14 protein-coding genes are annotated in these 17,202 nt (G+C 73.1%); 4 read left to right on the top strand and 10 right to left on the bottom strand.

Annotated features, from left to right (window positions below; translation table 11 throughout):
• Window positions 1-466 precede the first annotated feature (466 nt).
• The 3 genes from RY076_RS21655 to RY076_RS21645 all read right to left on the bottom strand — a co-directional run bounded on the left by RY076_RS21655 (window position 467) and on the right by RY076_RS21645 (window position 4,942).
• Window positions 467-1,723, bottom strand: a complete 1,257-nt coding sequence (locus RY076_RS21655) for a nuclease-related domain-containing protein (protein WP_323101678.1) — start codon at window positions 1,721-1,723, stop codon at window positions 467-469.
• Window positions 1,724-1,936: 213 nt separating this feature from the next.
• Complete coding sequence (locus tag RY076_RS21650) at window positions 1,937-2,188, bottom strand: DUF4242 domain-containing protein (protein WP_323101676.1); 252 nt, start codon at window positions 2,186-2,188, stop codon at window positions 1,937-1,939.
• 99 nt (window positions 2,189-2,287) lie between these two features.
• A complete protein-coding gene (locus RY076_RS21645; RefSeq protein ID WP_323101674.1) occupies window positions 2,288-4,942 on the bottom strand; it encodes an ATP-binding protein in 2,655 nt (884 codons plus the stop codon).
• Window positions 4,943-5,080: 138 nt separating this feature from the next.
• Between RY076_RS21645 and RY076_RS21640 the strand changes: the two genes are divergently transcribed.
• Complete coding sequence (locus tag RY076_RS21640; RefSeq protein ID WP_323101672.1) at window positions 5,081-6,058, top strand: universal stress protein; 978 nt, start codon at window positions 5,081-5,083, stop codon at window positions 6,056-6,058.
• A 76-nt stretch (window positions 6,059-6,134) separates the two neighbouring features.
• Here the strand turns inward: RY076_RS21640 and RY076_RS21635 are convergent, their stop codons facing one another.
• Together RY076_RS21635 and RY076_RS21630 are read right to left on the bottom strand one after the other, a co-directional pair.
• On the bottom strand, window positions 6,135-6,710 hold the full coding sequence (locus RY076_RS21635) for a universal stress protein (RefSeq protein ID WP_323101670.1): 576 nt from the start codon (window positions 6,708-6,710) through the stop codon (window positions 6,135-6,137).
• Entirely contained in the window at window positions 6,707-8,167 is a 1,461-nt protein-coding gene (locus RY076_RS21630; RefSeq protein ID WP_323101668.1) for an MFS transporter, read from the bottom strand. The genes RY076_RS21635 and RY076_RS21630 overlap by 4 nt, the downstream gene beginning before the upstream one ends.
• Window positions 8,168-8,425: 258 nt before the next feature.
• Between RY076_RS21630 and RY076_RS21625 the strand changes: the two genes are divergently transcribed.
• Entirely contained in the window at window positions 8,426-9,955 is a 1,530-nt protein-coding gene (locus tag RY076_RS21625) for a S8 family serine peptidase (protein ID WP_323101666.1), read from the top strand.
• A 61-nt stretch (window positions 9,956-10,016) separates the two neighbouring features.
• Here RY076_RS21625 and RY076_RS21620 read toward each other — a convergent pair whose 3' ends face one another.
• Window positions 10,017-10,214 carry a hypothetical protein gene (locus RY076_RS21620; protein WP_323101664.1) on the bottom strand — a complete coding sequence of 66 codons (198 nt, stop codon included), beginning with the start codon at window positions 10,212-10,214 and terminating at the stop codon, window positions 10,017-10,019.
• A gap of 61 nt (window positions 10,215-10,275) precedes the next feature.
• Here RY076_RS21620 and RY076_RS21615 point away from each other — a divergent pair, with 61 nt between their 5' ends.
• A complete protein-coding gene (locus RY076_RS21615) occupies window positions 10,276-10,698 on the top strand; it encodes a ChaB family protein (RefSeq protein WP_323101682.1) in 423 nt (140 codons plus the stop codon).
• Window positions 10,699-10,832: 134 nt separating this feature from the next.
• Window positions 10,833-11,759, top strand: a complete 927-nt coding sequence (locus RY076_RS21610; RefSeq protein WP_323101662.1) for a universal stress protein — start codon at window positions 10,833-10,835, stop codon at window positions 11,757-11,759.
• Window positions 11,760-11,783: 24 nt separating this feature from the next.
• On the opposite strand, the gene RY076_RS21605 is transcribed toward RY076_RS21610, so the two are convergent.
• The 4 genes from RY076_RS21605 to RY076_RS21590 form a co-directional block, all read right to left on the bottom strand.
• Complete coding sequence (locus RY076_RS21605; protein ID WP_323101660.1) at window positions 11,784-12,218, bottom strand: SRPBCC family protein; 435 nt, start codon at window positions 12,216-12,218, stop codon at window positions 11,784-11,786.
• A gap of 151 nt (window positions 12,219-12,369) precedes the next feature.
• Entirely contained in the window at window positions 12,370-14,763 is a 2,394-nt protein-coding gene (locus RY076_RS21600) for a Tex family protein (protein ID WP_323101658.1), read from the bottom strand.
• A 99-nt stretch (window positions 14,764-14,862) separates the two neighbouring features.
• Window positions 14,863-15,642 (bottom strand): FadR/GntR family transcriptional regulator, encoded by a 780-nt coding sequence (locus RY076_RS21595; protein WP_323101657.1) that lies wholly within the window; start codon window positions 15,640-15,642, stop codon window positions 14,863-14,865.
• Entirely contained in the window at window positions 15,635-17,095 is a 1,461-nt protein-coding gene (locus RY076_RS21590) for an amidase (RefSeq protein ID WP_323101654.1), read from the bottom strand. The genes RY076_RS21595 and RY076_RS21590 overlap by 8 nt, the downstream gene beginning before the upstream one ends.
• Window positions 17,096-17,202 lie beyond the last annotated feature (107 nt).

The raw sequence follows: 17,202 nt of genomic DNA, 5'->3' as shown, positions 1-17,202 counted from the left end.
GGCCTCGATGACGCGCAGCTCGGCGTCGGACTGCGCCTCGAGGCAGGTCAGCGGCGCCGCGGTGAGGTCGTCGCAGGCGGCCTCGACCAGCTCGGCCACGAGGTCGGGCAGCTGCTCGGCCAGCACGTGCCGGGCGATCTCGCGCCGGATCACGCGTTCGAGCATGGAGAGGTCTCGCTGGCGCACCGACACCGACACCGACACCGGAACCGGAGCTCCGTCCGCGTCGACGAGGGACGGGTACAGCGCGGTCAGCGACGCCACGTGGGCCATCGCGTCGNGAACCGGAGCTCCGTCCGCGTCGACGAGGGACGGGTACAGCGCGGTCAGCGACGCCACGTGGGCCATCGCGTCGCGCTCCTGACCTACCCCTGTCCCCATCTCCCAATCGAACACCAGTTCGAATGAGTTGTCAATGGATCTGCTGCTCAATTCCTCTGCTGTGCAGCGACTTTCGGGCGGCGAGTCATCCGCCGATGTACATCCATCGCGCGAAGTCCTCGGACAGTCGCGCCACCCTGTCGAGCGCCGCCTCGTCAGCCTTGCGGCGTTGCGACTGGGTGGCGTGCTCCGGGTACCGATAGTCGAGGCGAACGACCAAGGCATCATCGGCGACAAGCGTCTTGTCGGCCCACTGGCGCAAGTGCTGACCCGCGCCCACTCGCGCAACGGCGGAGCCGCTCTGGGCCGTCGCCAGTGCTCTTCCGGAGTTGTACACACTCGCCTCGATGCGTGTGTCGCGACCAAACGCGATGCCCAGCTCTGGGCTCGATGACTCGCTGCCGCCGAGAAACCAGGAGCAGCGATCGTCGGTGTTCGACGTACTCGGCGTCACGGAGGCGGCGACCACGGCCCTGATGCCCTTCACGGGGTAGTCCTGGCAGGACAGCTGACGCGCTGCGTGCTGCGCACCGGTCTGCGGCCCCGGGCCCGACGAGCCTGTTTGGACTGCAACTCGACTCGCTACGTGGAGAAGGAACCCCAGCACGGGACTGCACAGCATGGCGAGCAACGCCAGACCTACGAGGCCCCGCAGCACCCGGGCGCCGCGCGCGTGCCCCCTACGGGGTCGGTTCCTCGAAGATCCACGGGTGCGTCGCGAACGGGTTGCGACGGTGCGCTCGGGTACCACCTGCGTGGCGCCGGTGGCGAGGACGTCGTCGACCTTGGATCCGGTCGTGTCCTGACCCGGCGGATCGACAGGAGCAGACGCTGGAGGAAAGGCGTGGTCGATGCGCCGTCGGGTCAGCTCGATCCGGTCCGACGACAGGTCGCCCGGCTGTGCGACCAACCAGGCCCGCAGACGGTGCAGGGGTACGACGTCGATGCCGCCGACGCGTCGCGGTTCGAACGACGCCGTGGACGGACCCGCAAGAGCGATGACCGGGACGACGGGCGTCCCAAGGGTCCGCTCCATCTCCCCGGCAGCTCGCCCGACCTGCTCGACAGATGCGCGTTGAGAGCGGCTGGAGCCCGTGTGCTGCCAGAGGGTCCCGTCGTACTCCGACACCCCGCCGGACCAGTTCTTGGTGTCGATGAGGAAGATGCCAGCGGGCCCGATCACCACGTGGTCGAGATTGACTCGCGAGCTACCGGGTCGCAGCAGCAGGTCGTGCAGACAGCACCAGGGGTAGGAAAGTCGGCCGAGCTCTGCCGCGACGAGCCGCTCCCCAGTGGCGCCCGTATCCCACCGCCGCGCCTGCTCGTCGAGCGACTCTGCCATCTGTCGTGCCTCTGCTGCCCGCGCGCGCAGCTGCGAAGCCTGTTCCTGCGCCGATCCACCCTCAGCCATGCCGCCCCCGTCCCCTGTTCGGGGACAACCTAGGTCGATCGGTGCCGTTCGTGGCCCGAATCGGGAGATCTGCGGGCACGACGACGGCGGGTGCCGTCGACCTGTTGTCGACGGCACCCGCCGTGCGATCCGTGACCCGACGGGTCAGACGCCTTCCTGCACCTGGAAGATCGAGTCGGCGACGAGCCCGTGCGCCTCGCGGTGCACGGTGTTCGCGGCCTCGGCGTCCGGAGCCTCGACGAGGCAGAAGATCTGCCCGCGGTCCTCGTCGACCCAGTAGCGCAGGTAGCTGACGCCGTGCGGGGTCTGGGTGGCGAGGTCGGCCTCGTGCGCCTTGGCGACGTCCGACATCGTGACGCCGTCGCCGAGGGTGTGGATGTCCATGAAGAGCGGCATCGCTCGTCCTTTCGGGGATTGGCCGCCGTGGTGCGGAGGCCGTGGAGTTCCTGATGACTCCAGCGTCGCCGGGTGTCGCCCACGGGTCATGGGTGGCGGCTACCCATTCGCGGCGACGGCACCACCCAGGTTGGCGAGCTCACGCCTGCTGCCGACCCCCAGCTTGGCCAGGATCGAGGCCACGTGGTGCTCGGCGGTGCGTCGGGAGATGACGAGCCGCTCGGCGATGGCGGCGTCGGAGAGCCCCTCGGCGAGCAGGGCGAGCACCTCGCTCTCGCGCGCGGTGAGGCCGGCGGGGTGGCGACGCGTGCTCTCGCGTGCCGCGCGCGGGGCGGGCCACCCGCGGGCGCGCAGGTCGGTGCGGACGCGGGACGCCGCGGCGTCGGCGCCGATGCCCTCGAAGACGCCGACGGCCGCCGTCATGAGGTCGCGGTCGCCGCTGCGGGCCAGCGCCAGACCCTGGTCGAAGGGGGAGTGCAGCTCCGCCCACAGATCGGCGGCCTCGCTCCATCGCCCCTCGTGCTCCGCCGCATAGGGCGGCGCCGCAACGGGCTCCGGGCCCACTCCGTCGCTGCCACCACCCGCGCCGGCGACGTCGGCCGGTGTCAGCCACCGCGCGACCGCACCGCGGTTCCATGCACAGTCCGCGTCGCGCGCCAACGGCCACGCCGCGAGCGCCACCTGACGGGCGCGCTCGGGCTCGCCTGCGAGCCAAGCGAACTCAGTCTGGGCTGCGACGACCGGAGCGACGCGCTGGATCTCGCGCATCCCCTCGGCGAGCCCAGCGGCGCGGGCGAGCAGAGGCTCCCACCCGGGCTCGCCGCGTCGCGCGCGCAGCTGCGCCAGCGTCAGGAGCGGCTCCAGCGCACCCACCGCGGCCACCTCGCCGCGACCGACGGCGTCGGCGTCGCGACGCGCGGCCACGTGCTCACCGCGGTCGAGCCCGAGCCGTGCCCGCCAGCCGAGCAGGTAGAGCGTCCACGAGTCGAGGTCGCGGTCGGCGCAGTAGTCGATGCCCTCGTCGAGCCACCGCCGCGCGTCGTCGTGCCGACGCTGCAGCACCGCCGCCGACGCCAGGTTGCAGTACGCGCGTGCCGCGTGCTCGTGCAGGTCGGCGGCGCGGGCGCCGTCGAGGCTGGCGGTCAGCAGCTGGGTGCCGGCCTCGATCGCTCCGACGGTCACCTCGATGGTGCCGAGGTTGTTGAGCGCGTGCACCCGCACCTCCGTGCGTTTCGGTCCGTCGGGCAGCCGCTCGACGAGGTCGAGGGTGCGGGCACCCCACTCCCGCGTGCCCGCGACGTCGCTCGAGAGCATCCGCAGCTGGGTCGTGTTGCTGTACGCGAGGGCCAGCTCGACGCCGGGGTGCCCGGCGAGCACGTCGACGGCGGTGCGTGCCTGGGACTCCGCGTCGTCGTTGCGGCCCGCGAACCACGACAGCCGCGACAGGCAGCGCCACGCGTCGCCGACGCGGACGTCGTCGCCGCCGGCGTCCCAGATGGCCCGGGCCTCGTCGACGGCGGCGATCGCGGCCTCGATGCGGTCGGTGAGGTACAGCTCGTAGCCCAGCGCCCACAGCAGGTTCGCGCGTCTGGTGTCGCTGACGCGTCCGGTCGGCAGGGCGTCGGCGTGCGCGAGGGCGCGCCGGTACTGCTCGACCGCCTCGCGGTGGGCGCCGAGCACACCGGCGCGCTCGGCCGCGACCGGCGCGAACTCGAGCACGCGCTCGCTGTCGCCGCACGCGTCGGCGTGGTGGGCGAGCACCTCCGGCTCGGCACCACGGCGCAGGTAGGCCTCGAGCAGCCGGCGGTGCACGTGGATGCGCCGACCCGCGGGGACGTCGCCGGCGACGGCGAGTCGCCCCAGCTCGTGACGAAAGGTCAGCTCGGTGCCCGAGAGCACGAGCAGCCCGCGCGACAGGGGCTCGTCGAGGGTGGTCAGCCCGTCGCGGACGAGCTCCTCGACGAGGTCGGTACCGACGCGAGCCCCCGCCAGGGCGACGAGCTCGAGGGCCCGCTGGGCGTCCTCGTCGAGCCGCGCCACGCGTGCGAGCACCGCGTCACGCACCGTCGGCGGCAGCGAGTCCGCGCTGCCGGAGAGCACCTCGGTGACGAAGAAGGCGTTGCCGCCTGTGACGTCGTGCAGCCGACGCGCGTCGGGGTGGGCCGCGTCCGGGTGCTCGCCGGCGTACGCCTGCGCGAGGGCCTCGACGCCCTCGACGGTGAGCGGGGGCAGGTCGACGCGACGCGTGCCGTCGGCCGACGCGGTGTCGCCGAGGACGACCCGCAACCCGGAGGTGGTGCCGACGTCCTCGGGCCGGTACGTCACGAGCACGAGAGCGCGGCACGAGTGGACCCGACGCGCCAGGTGGCGCAGCAGGTCGAGGGTCGCCTCATCGGCCCAGTGCGCGTCCTCGACGACGAGCAGGTACGGCTCTGTGTGCGGGGGAGTGCGCAGCACGTCGACGAGGCGGGTGAACACCTCGTGGCGCGATGCGTCCGGCGGCCACGTTCCCGGCGGCAGCCCCGGCACCATGTCGGCGAGCGGGCCGAGCGGCGCCGGTGTCGCAGCCCCGTCGCACTGACCGACGAGCGCGCGGGCCCGGTCGCCCGACTGCGCCACGACGTGGCCCACGAAGGTCGACTTGCCGATGCCCGCCTCGCCCGCGACGTAGACGAGCCGGCCGTGCCCGGCGGACGCGTCGTCGAGCCAGCCCGCGACCGCGCGCAGCTGCTCGTCACGCTCGAGGAGCGTCATGCCCCGATGCTACGAGCCACGTGACCCACACCGCACTGTTCCGGGGCTCACAGGCGGCCGCCGCCCCCTCGCGGCCGCAGGACGATGGAGGTGGCCGGGAGCGAACGGCCCCGGCCACGTCCGTGGGAGGGGACCGCGATGAGCAGCACCAGTGACCGCACCGACCGTGAGCGCACCGACCGTGAGCGCACCGACCGTGACGCGTCGACGCCGACCGGCGTCGTCGTCGGCTACGACGGCTCGGCCGGCGCCCGGCTCGCCCTCGACTGGGCCGTCGAGACGGCCCGCCGGGACGACCGTGACCTGACGATCGTGCACGCGATCGGGCTCAGCGCCGGCGCGACGGCAGGCGCCTACGACGCCGGGCCGACGGCGCAGCTCTACGAGGAGATGACCGAGGGGCTCGTCGAGGAGGCCGTCGAACGGGCCGCGAAGGAGCTGGACCGCTCCCGGGTGCATGCCGTCTCGCTCGTCGGCAGCCCGTCCGCCGAGCTCGTCGAGGCCTCGCGCCACGTCGATCTCGTCGTCACCGGCTCCAGGGGCCGGGGTGATGCCCGCTCCGGGCTGCTCGGCTCGACGGCGTACGCGGTCACCGCGCACGCCCACTGCCCGGTCGTCGTCGTGCGTGGCGACGAGACCGTCCACGCCGGACCCGGACACCCGGTCGTCGTGGGGGTCGACGAGTCCGAGGCCGCAGCCCGCGCGCTCGACGCCGCAGCCACCCTCGCGGCCGCCGCGGAGGCGCCACTGCACGTCGTCGTCGTCGACGACGTGCCGTCCGCCGCCATGTGGGCCGCCGACCCGGCACCCGGGGCAGCCTTCCCGGTGCCGGCATCCTGGGTGCGCGACGTCACCGAGGAGACGCACACCGCCAGTGCCGGCGTGGCCGGGGCGCTCGCGGACCGGGTCCGGACCGCCCACCCCGGTCTGAGCGTCGTCGAGTCCGTCCTCGACGGGCCTCCCGGGGTGACGGTCGCCGAGCACGCCCGACGCGTCGGGGCCGGCCTCGTCGTCGTCGGCTCCCGCGGACGTGGCGGCTTCAGGGGCATGCTGCTCGGCTCGGTCAGCCACCGCGTCGTCCACGACGCGCCCTGCCCCGTCATGGTCATCCGCTGAACGACGGTGCCCGGACGTGACGGTGCCCGGATGCGACAGCTCCCCGCATCCGGGCACCCCACTGTTGCAGTGGCGCTCAGCCCCCGTCGCGACCGCCCGGGGGACGCTGGAACCCGGGACGACCGGCGGTGCCGGCCGCTCGCTCGACCGAGCGGGCGAACGAGCCCGCTGCCGTGCCGAAGGCGCTCGGCCCCCGTTCGCTGAGCGATGGTGGCACGACGACGACCGGACACAGCGCCGAGCGCACGAGCCGGCTGCCCAGCCAGCGCGCCCCGACCTCCGCCGAGCTGCCGGCGTCGATGACGACGAGGTCGGCCTCACGGCTCTCCTCGACGAGCACCGACCGACGCTTGCCGGCCACGACCCGCGTCTCGACGACGTGGTCGCGCCCGAGGACCGAGTCGACGTCGTGCGCCAGCCGCACGGCCTCGTCGTCACGGGCGCTGTCGTCGGCGATGACCGACGGGAGCCGGCCGCCCGTCGCGGTCTCGGGGGCGTGCGGGCGCCAGGCCCGGATCGCGACGACGCGTCCGCGTCGGGCCGCGGCCTCCTCCACGGCCCACCGGAGCGCGCCGGGGGAGCCGCTCGTCGGGCTCACCCCGACGACGATCGTGAAGGGACGCCCGAGGCGGGCGAGGTCGGAGACGTTCACGCCGACGCCTCCGACGCGTCGACCTTGCTTAGCGGGTCGGCGACGTCCTCGAGCGACTTGCGCTCCGCGTCGACGCCGATGACCTTGGCGACGATGCCGCCGATGATCATGATGACGGCGCCCGCGACGTAGCCCCACGTGAGCGGGCCGCGGTCCTTGCCCTCACCGATGAGCGCGCCGTAGAGCACGGGGGCGACCGCTCCCGCGCACTGGGCCACGACGAAGAAGTACGAGATCGCCTGGCCGCGCACCTCGAGCGGGAAGATCTCGCTCACCGTGAGGTAGGCCGCCGACGCCCCCGCCGAGGCGAAGAAGAACGAGACGCACCAGAAGATCGTGTGGGTCGTCGCCGTCAGCGCGTTCGCGTGGAAGAGCCACGCGGACACGAGGAGCACGACGCCGGCGATGGAGTAGGTCGTGAAGATCATCGTCCGACGCCCGATGGTGTCGAACAGGTGCCCGAGCAGCAGCGGCCCGAGGAGGTTGCCCAGCGCGAAGGGCAGGAAGTAGATCGACGTCCCGGCCTTGTCGATGCCGTAGAAGTTCGTCAGCACGAGCGCGTAGGTGAAGAAGATGGCGTTGTAGAGGAAGCTCTGCGTCACCATCATCGTCAGGCCGAGGACGGTGCGGCGTCCGTAGCGGTGGACGAAGACGTCCCAGAGCACCTTGGCGCCCATCTGCTCCTCGGCCTTGACGACGATCGCCTTGCTGTCGTCGACCTCGGAGATCTGACCGCCCTCGCGGCGCACCCGCTCCTCGATCTCGTCGACGGTCTTCTCGGCCTGCTCGGCGTAGCCGTGCGTGAGCAGCCAGCGCGGGCTCTCCGGGATGTGGCGCCGCAGCCAGATGATCGACAGGCCCAGGATCGGGCCGATGAAGAACGCGAGGCGCCAGCCGATGTTCTCGGCGACGTTGTCGGGGTTGAGCAGGTAGAGGTTGGCGAGGGCGCCGAAGAACGCGCCGAACCAGTAGGTGCCGTTGATGGCGATGTCGACGCGGCCGCGGAAGCGTGACGGGATGAGCTCGTCGATGGCCGAGTTGATCGCGGTGTACTCGCCGCCGATGCCCATGCCGGCGATGAAGCGGCAGACCCACAGGAACCACATGTTCGGCGACAGTCCGGCCAGACCCGAGCCGACGAGGTAGATGACGAGCGTGAGGATGAAGAGCTTGCGCCGCCCGAGGCGGTCCGTCAGGCGCCCGAACGTCAGCGCGCCGACGACCTGCCCCACGAGGTAGACGGTGCCGGTGAGGCCCACCTGCGCCGACGACATCGCCAGCGACTTCTGGAACCCCGACTCGGACACGATCTGGATCTCGAGGCCGTCGAGGATCCAGGAGACCCCGAGTCCGACGACCACCGACCAGTGGAACTTCGTCCAGGGCAACCGGTCCAACCGGGCCGGTACCAGGCTGCGCACCGCCTCTGTGCTGCGTGCCGCTACGGCCTCACTCATCACGTCTCCTTTGCTCGTGGCTGAAACCCGTGAGTGCTGGCGTGCGGCGCCACGTCTGCACCGCTTCCCGACGTACCCACGCAATAGCGACGAGCAACGTGATCGGGCAAATGGGGACGATGGCCGCGAGACGGCCCGTGTTGCGGTGAACCCACGAACGGTGGAGGACCGCAGGTCTAGCGTCGGCAGAGGGCCGTCGACGGGGACGACCCGCTCGACGGAGCGCGCCGCGCGTGACCGTCGCGGAAGTGAGGACCCATGTCCGGAACCACTTCTCGGGGACGTTCTCGACTGCTCACCGCCGCCGTCGCGGCCGGAGCCCTCGCCCTCACGGGCCTCTCCTCGCTCGTCGCGTCCGGCGCATCCGCTGCCGGCACGTCGACGACCGGGGCCACCACCTACCTCGTCGTCCTGTCCCAGGGATCCTCGGTGTCGGCGGCCACGAAGGCGGTCAGCGCCGCCGGCGGCCGGGTCGTGACGTCGTGGTCGTCGATCTCGGTCGTCGTCGCCTCGTCGACCTCGTCGTCGTTCGCGCAGACCATGCGCACGACGAGCGGTGTCGAAGGAGTCTCTGCCACGGCGAAGTTCGCGACGCGTCTCGACGACGGCTCCGATGCCGGCACCGCCCAGTCGACGACCGACGCCGCACCGACGGCCCCCACCGGCGACACCCTGTCGGGCCTCCAGTGGGACATGGACCAGATCAAGGCGCCGGCCGCGCACGCGGTGACGACCGGTGACCAGTCCGTCCTCGTCGGCGACATCGACACCGGGCTCGACTACACCCACCCGGACCTCGCCGCGAACGTCGACGACTCAGCCAGCGTCAACTGCGTCAGCGGAGCGCCGGTCCCGGGCAAGGTGGCCGCGATGGACGACGACGGCCACGGCACGCACACGGCGGGCACCATCGCCGCCGCCGCGAACGGCATCGGCATCGTCGGGGTCGCCCCGAGCGTGCGGATCGCCGGCATCAAGGCGGGCGACGCCAACGGGTTCTTCTTCCCCGAGGCCGTCGTGTGCGCCTTCATGTGGGCCGGTGACCACGGCGTCGACGTGACGAACAACAGCTACTTCGCCGACCCGTGGCTCTTCAACTGCAAGAACGACCCCGACCAGCGGGCGATCTGGACGGCCGAGCGGCGTGCCCTGAAGTACGCCCAGACCAAGGGCGTCCTCGTGGTCGCCGCGGAGGGCAACCAGTTCGAGGACCTCTCGCACCCGACGCTCGACCAGACCAGCCCGGACGACACGAACCCGGTGGTCCGGACCGTGACGAACGCGTGCGCGGTCTTCCCGACCGAGGCGCCCGGCGTCATCGGGGTGACGGCGACCGGCAACCTGCGCCAGAAGTCCTACTACTCCTCGTTCGGCATCTCGACGGCCGACCTCGCGGCGCCCGGCGGCGACCGGCGTCTGCAGGTGACCGCCGCGGCACCGAACGGACGCGTCCTGTCGACGTACCCCGCGTCCTTGATGGGGGGCTGCGGGTTCCCCGTCGTCGACCCGAGCGGCGCCACGTACTGCTACTTGCAGGGCACGTCGATGGCCGCCCCGCACGTGGCCGGTGTCGCCGCCCTCATCGCGTCGGTGTCCCAGAAGCGCGGCGGGCCGCTCTCGGCAGCCCTGCAGAGGGCCGTCAACCCGATCGCGTGCCCGGCCGACGTGTCGGCGTACGCGCCCTTCCCGGGGCTCGACTCCGGTGCGCCGCAGACGTGCCAGGGCGGCATCGGCCAGAACAGCTGGTACGGAGCGGGGGAGGTGGACGCCGTCAAGGCGGTCGGCTGACCGCCGGCCGCTGACGGGCCTTGACGGCTCCGGCCGGTGGGGGTGGGAGTCGGGTCCGGCGTCAGGCGCGATCTTCCTCGGCGGTGTCCGGGGTGTCGTCGTCGCCGAACCCGACCTCCTGCTCCTGCTCGAGGAGGTCCGCCTCCGCGGCGCGCGCCGTGGCGTCGTCGCCGTGGCCGCCGGCGGGCGCGTACTCCTCCTCGGGCTCGGGGTCCTGCGGCTCGAACTCGTCCTCGCGCGGCTCCGGTTCGCTGCTCATCCCTCCGTGATACCCGATGCGGGCGCCGTTGCGCAGGCCCTTGCGCGGGTACGTCATGACCGTGCCCACCGACGACGACCTCCCCTCGACGCTGCAGCGCTCCCCGAAGAAGGCCCGCGACACGTGGCGGGCCACGCACGACTCCGCCGTCGAGCAGTACGGCGAGGGCGAGCGGGCCCACCGCACCGCGTTCGCCGCGCTCAAGCACACCTTCGAGAAGGTGGGAGACCACTGGGAGGAGAAGCCCGAGAAGGGCCCGTCCGACCCCCAGGCCGCCCGTCGCGGCGCCCAGGCGCGAGCCCACCGCGACGACGGCGACAGCGCGGGCGGCGTCGACCTCAACGCGAGCAAGGCCCACCTCTACGCCCTCGCCCGACGCCTCGGCGTCGAGGGGCGCTCGACGATGACCAAGGCGCAGCTGGCCGAGGCCCTCCAGCGGGCCAACGACCGAGCGACCGCAGCCGCCCGGGACGACGAGTCCTGACGCGCCTCCCGCCGCTGTTCCGCACCTCACACTGTCCGTCGCGCCACAACCGACTGCCGCGACCGCCCTGTCGGAGAGACGATGAAGGTGGCCGGAGCGGCCCGCCCGGCCCAGGCCCAGGGAGGGGTGCTCTCATGAACGACCAGGTCAACGAGGTCCAAGGCGTCGTCGTCGGCTACGACGGTTCGCCCAGCTCGCGGCTCGCCCTGGAGTGGGCCGCGGAGACGGCTCGCCAGCTCGGATCACGGCTGACCATCGTGCACAGCGTCAACCTGTCGATGGTGCCGGCGTTCCCGGCCGTCGACCTCTCGCACGTCGAGCCGATGCTCGAGCAGGCGGCCAAGTCGCTCGTCGACGAGGGGGCCGAGCACGCGTCGAAGAGCCTCGGGGCCTCGCTCATCAGCACCCAGTACTGGCTGGGCAGCCCGGCCGGCCAGCTCGTCGACGCCTCCGAGGACGCCGACCTGCTCGTCGTCGGCAGCCGGGGTCGCGGGCGCCTGCGCTCGGGCATCCTCGGCTCGACGTCGTACGCGGTCACGGCCCACGCACACTGCCCCGTCGTCGTGGTCCGCGGACACGGCGAGGCCGAAGAGGGCACCGACGCCCCGCCCGTGGCGCGTCCGGGCCCCGGGCGCCCGGTCGTCGTCGGGATCGACGACTCCGAGGCCGCCCAGCGTGCCCTCGACGCGGCGGCCGCGTGGGCCGAGCGCGAGGACGCCATGCTGCACGTCGTGCGCGTGGCCCACTCCGCGTCCATGGAGGCGTGGACCTACGCCGAGACGGCCCGCGCCGGGACCGAGGACACGCACGAGCTGCGCGACCACGCGGAGAAGAGCGTGGCGCGGATGGCCGAGCGGGCCCGCGCCGACCACCCGGGGCTCGAGGTGACGACCGCGGTGCTCTACGGCGACCCGGGACGGACGCTCGCCGAGCTGGCCCGGACCGCCGGGCTCGTCGTCGTCGGCTCGCGCGGGCACGGCGGATTCACCGGCATGCTCCTGGGCTCGGTGAGCCACCGGCTGCTCCACGACGCCGAGTGCCCCGTGCTCGTCGTGCGCTGAGGGGGGCGGCTCAGACCTGCAGACTCAGCCCTGCAGCGAGGAGCCGAACCGGCCGAGCGCGTCGTCCCAGCGCTGCTTGTCGCCGGCGCCGTCCTCGGCGATGCCCTCACCCTCGTGGAAGAGGTCGAGACGGGTGCCGGATCCCTCGGGATGCAGCTGGAAGTCGACGACGCTGAGGGGGCCGTCGGCGTGCGGGTGCCACGACACGCGGATCTGCTCCATCGGGTGCCAGCTGCGGACGACGCCGTGCGGGCCGTCGTCGCTGTGCCACGACTCGCCCTTGCTGCCGAGCGTCACGCCGGGTCCGAGGAGGGCCTCGGTGCCGCGTCCGCTGACGAGGTGGCGCCACACCTGCTCGACCGGGTGGTCGAACGTCGCACTGGTGCGGACCCCCGCGAGGGACTGGTCGGGCTCGGCGTCCTCGGCGGGCGCGGGGACGGACTGGGCTGCACTGCTCATGGGCACCTCCGTTGTGCCGCGGCCGCCGTCGACGGCTCGCGGCGCTGCAGGACCCGGCCCCTGATGGGCCGGACCCATCGTTGGTCCAGTCGACCAGAGGTCGGCGCCCACGACAAGGCCCTCCGGCGCGTCGGGTCGAGCCCGACGCGTGCTAGCCGTTCCAGCCGGCGCGCCGGAGAGCGTCGGCCATGGAGCCGCTCGCGGGGGCCTCACGCCGGTCGCCCTGACGCTGGCCACCCTGGCGCTGGCCGCCGCCCTGACGGGGCGCACCACCCTGGCGCTGGCCGCCACCCTCGGGTCGGCCGCCGCCCTGGGGTCGCCCGCCCGCCGGCTTCTCGCCGGGGCGGGGCACCTCGTCGTCGAGGCGGAGCGTCAGGGAGATCCGCTTGCGCGGCACGTCGACGTCGAGCACCTTGACCATGACGACGTCACCGGGCTTGACCACCTCGCGCGGGTCGCGGACGAACTGCTTCGACAGCGCCGACACGTGGGCCAGGCCGTCCTGGTGCACGCCGACGTCGATGAAGGCGCCGAAGGCGGCCACGTTGGTGACGACGCCCTCGAGGGTCATGCCGGGGCGCAGGTCCTTGACCTCCTCGACACCCTCCTTGAAGGTCGCGGTCTTGAACGACGGACGCGGGTCGCGGCCGGGCTTGTCGAGCTCGCCGATGATGTCGGTGACGGTCGGCAGGCCGAAGGTGTCGTCGACGAAGTCCTGCGGGCGGATCGCCTTGAGGGCAGCGGAGTTGCCGATGAGTGCGGTCAGCTCGGTGCCGGCCGCCTCGAGCATCCGGCGCACCACCGGGTAGGCCTCCGGGTGCACGGCCGACGCATCGAGCGGGTCGTCGCCGCCGGGGATCCGGAGGAACCCGGCGGCCTGTTCGAAGGCCTTGGGCCCGAGACGCGCGACGTCCTTGAGCGCCCGTCGGGTGCGGAACGGGCCGTTGGCGTCGCGGTGGGCGACGATGCCCTCGGCGAGCGTGCCGGAGATGCCGGACACGCGCGTCAGCAGGGGAGCGGAGGCCGTGTTGACGTCGACGCCGACGGCGTTGACGCAGTCCTCGACGACGGCGTCGAGCGAGCGCGACAGGGCCACCTGCGACACGTCGTGCTGGTACTGGCCGACGCCGATCGACTTCGGGTCGATCTTGACGAGCTCGGCGAGCGGGTCCTGCAGGCGTCGGGCGATGGACACGGCCCCCCGCAGCGAGACGTCCATGCCGGGCAGCTCGGCCGAGGCGAACGCCGACGCCGAGTACACCGACGCGCCGGCCTCCGACACGACCGCGGTCGTGAGGCGCAGGTCGGGGTGACGCTTGAGCAGATCGGCGGCGAGGCGGTCGGTCTCGCGCGAGGCGGTGCCGTTGCCGATGGCGACGAGCTCGACGCCGTGCGCCTTGGCGAGTCGGGCGAGCGTCTCGACCGACTGGTCCCAGCGGTTCTGCGGCACGTGCGGGTGGATGACGTCGGTGGCGACGACGCGTCCCGTGGCGTCGACGACGGCGACCTTGACGCCGGTGCGGAAGCCCGGGTCGAGCCCCATCGTGGCGCGGGCGCCGGCCGGGGCCGCGAGCAGCAGGTCACGCAGGTTGGCCGCGAAGACGCGCACGGCCTCCTCCTCGGCCGCCCGGCGCAGCTGCATCCGGGCGTCGACGCCGAGGTGAACGACGATCTTGGTGCGCCAGGCCCAGCGCACGGTGTCGGCGAGCCACCTGTCGGCAGGACGTCCCCGGTCGGCGATGTCGAAGCGATGGGCGATGGCGCGCTCGAACTCCGTCGGGCCCGGCTCGGCCTCGGCGGCGGGGTCGGTCGGACTCACCTCGATCGAGAGCACGTCCTCCTTCTCGCCGCGGAACATCGCGAGGATGCGGTGCGAGGGGAGCTTGTGCAGGGGCTCGTCGAACTCGAAGTAGTCGGCGAACTTCGCGCCGGCCTCCTCCTTGCCCGTGCGCACGCGCGCGACGAGGTGGCCCTTGGTCCAGACCCGCTGGCGCAGGTCGCCGATGAGGTCGGCATCCTCGGCGAAGCGCTCGACGAGGATGGCCCGGGCGCCGTCGAGGGCGGCCGCGGCGTCGGCCACCTCCTTGTCGGCGTCGACGAACCCGGTTGCGGCTGAAGCCGGGTCGGTGTCGGGGGAGCCGAGCAGCAGGTCGGCGAGCGGCTCGAGGCCGGCCTCGCGGGCGATCTGAGCCTTGGTGCGCCGCTTCGGCTTGTACGGCAGGTAGATGTCCTCGAGCCGGGCCTTGGTCTCGGCGGCGAGGATGCGGGCCCGGAGCTCGTCGTCGAGCTTGCCCTGCTCCTCGATGGAGGCGAGCACGGCGGCGCGGCGGTCCTCGAGGTCGCGGAGGTAGGTGAGCCGCTCCTCGAGGTCGCGCAGCTGCGCGTCGTCGAGGCCGTCGGTGGCCTCCTTGCGGTAGCGCGCCACGAACGGCACGGTCGACCCGCCGTCGAGCAGCCCCACGGCCGCGGTCACCTGGGCCTCACGGACCCCGAGCTCCTCGGCGATCCGCTGCTCGATCGAGCCCACCTTCACCTGCACACTCACCGGTCACACACTCCTGGTCGACGACGCGTGGAGCCACGCATTCTGCCCGGTGACGCCCCGCGACCCGACGCCGCCCCGCCGTCCCGCGGCGAACGGGCGTCAGTCGTCGAGGAGGGCGCGCAGGGTCGCCCGCTCGGGCGCGGGCACGTACCCGGCGTAGTAGTCGTAGAGGCTGTGCAGCGACGCGTGGGCCGCGCCCGCGCCGTCGCCGGTTCGGATGGCGTCGAGCACCTGCTCGTGGTGGCCGAGCGAGCGCTTCATGAGCGCCTTGCTGTTGCGGGCGTGCGCGATCTTGTCGGAGATGAGCGAGAGCACGGTGTCGCGCACGACGGCGTTGCAGACCTGGATCAGGGTGTTGCCGCTCGCCCGGGCGATGGCCTCGTGGAAGGCGAAGTCGGCCTCGCTGAACGAGGCGTAGCCGCCCTCGACGGCCTCGCGCATCTGGGCGATGGCGGCCTCCATCTCGGCCAGCTGGGACTCCGAGCGCAGGGTGGCCGCGAGCCGGTTGGCGGTCGAGTCGAGCATCATCCGCGACACGAGCAGCTGCGAGAGGGTCAGGCCGTCGGCGCGGGCCAGGCGCCGCATCTGCTTGGTCAGCTGGCCGGAGGTGACGGGCAGGATCTCCGGCCCGTTGGGGTCGCCGGGGCGCGAGCGCACGACCCCGTTGCTCTCGAGGACGCGCAGCGCCTCGCGCACCGTGGCCCGGCTCGTGCCGAACTGGACGACGAGCTCGCGCTCGCTCGGCAGGCGCTGGCCGGGCCGCAGCTCGCCGCGGCCGACGGCCTCCTCGACCTGCTCGACGATGCGCTCGTAGAGGCGGACCGGCCGGACCTGCTCGAAGGCCTCGAAGCCTCCGCTGGACGCGCCCTGCTCAGCCACCGGTGCGCCCCGTGCCGGAGGTGGTCGGGACCGCCTCGGGGATGGGCCAGGCCGGCGTCGCGTCGGGGCCGCGGTGTCGCTCGTACCAGGCAGCGGCGCGGAGCACCCCGACGTCGTCCCAGCGGCGGCCGCCGACGTGCAGGCCCACGGTGCGCCCGTCGGCGGTGAACCCGCAGTTGACGGTGGCGGCCGGCTGACCGGACAGGTTGTACGGGGCCGTGTAGCCGATGTGGGCCATGCCCTGGTCGCCCTCGCCCCACGGCATCGGCCACTCGGCGGGGAAGGCGGCCATCGGTGCGACGGGGGACAGGACGAGGTCGAAGCGCTCGGTGGCGGCGACCGTGGCCTGCTGGATGGCCATGATGCTCGAGTAGTCGCGCAGGACGGCCTTTCCGTCGACGTCGGCGACGGCGCCGACCCAGCGCCGGATGAACGGCAGGACGCGCTCGCGGGCCTCGGGGGCGAGGGCCTCGTGGTCGACGAGGGAGCGCACGCGCCAGAACTGGTCGAGGTCGGCGAGCAGGCGCGGCGTCAGGAACGGCCCGAGCGGCTCGACGTGGGCGCCGGCGTCGGCGAAGAGCGTCGCCGCCCGCTCGACGCAGGCGCGCACCTCGGGGTCGAGCGGCAGCCCGCAGCCCGCGTCGAGGTGCAGTCCGACCCGCAGGCCCGCGACGTCGAGCGGCGTGGCCGACACGTCGAGGTCGAGGTCGGCGGGCGGCAGGGCCGTCCAGTCGCGCGGGTCGTAGCGCCCGATGACCGACAGGAGCAGGGCGACGTCGTCGACCGAGCGCGCCATCGGCCCGGCGACGCGTCCGAGGTAGGGGTTGTCGAGGGGGACGCGGCCGGCGCTCGGCTTGAGCGTGGCGAGCCCGAGCCACGTGCCGGGCAGCCGGATCGAGCCGCCGATGTCGGTGCCGACGTGGAGCGGGCCGTAGCCGCCGGCCGCGGCGGCGCCGGCTCCCGAGCTGGACCCGCCGGTCGTCAGGGTCGGGTCCCAGGGGGAGCGGGTGATGCCGTGCAGGCTGGAGACGCCGGAGCTGAGCATGCCCCAGTCGGGCATGACGGTGGAGCCGAGGACGATGCCGCCGGACTCCTCGACGCGCTCGACGACCGGGCAGCTGCGCTCGGGGACCACCGGGGTGACGCCGGCGTTGCCCACCTGCATCGGCACGCCGGCGCGGGCCAGGTTCTCCTTGATCGTCACGGGGACGCCGTCGACCGGGCCCATCGGCTCGCCGGCCTGCCAGCGCGCCTCGCTCTCGAACGCGGCGCGCTCGGCGGCGTCGAGGTCGTGCACCGAGAGGGCGTTGAGCTCGGGCTCGCGGGCCTCGACGACCTGCCGCACGTCGCGCAGCACGGCGACGGGGGAGAGGTCGCCCGACCGGTAGTACGCCACAATCTCAGCGGCTGTGAGTGCGGCTGGGCGTGTCTGGGCGACAAGCGGATTCGCCATCGATGTCCTCCCGTGCGGACGGACGGCCGAGCGGCGTGGTGGCGCTTCGGCCGGGCGGACGAACCCTTGACATCGGGCTCGATGAGGGCAACGGTACCTCTCAGCGC

The organism is Intrasporangium zincisolvens (assembly GCF_034724055.1).
Taxonomy (GTDB): domain Bacteria; phylum Actinomycetota; class Actinomycetes; order Actinomycetales; family Dermatophilaceae; genus Monashia; species Monashia zincisolvens.
Note: the sequence above shows the minus strand (reverse complement) of the source record. Positions and strands in the feature narration are given on the sequence as shown.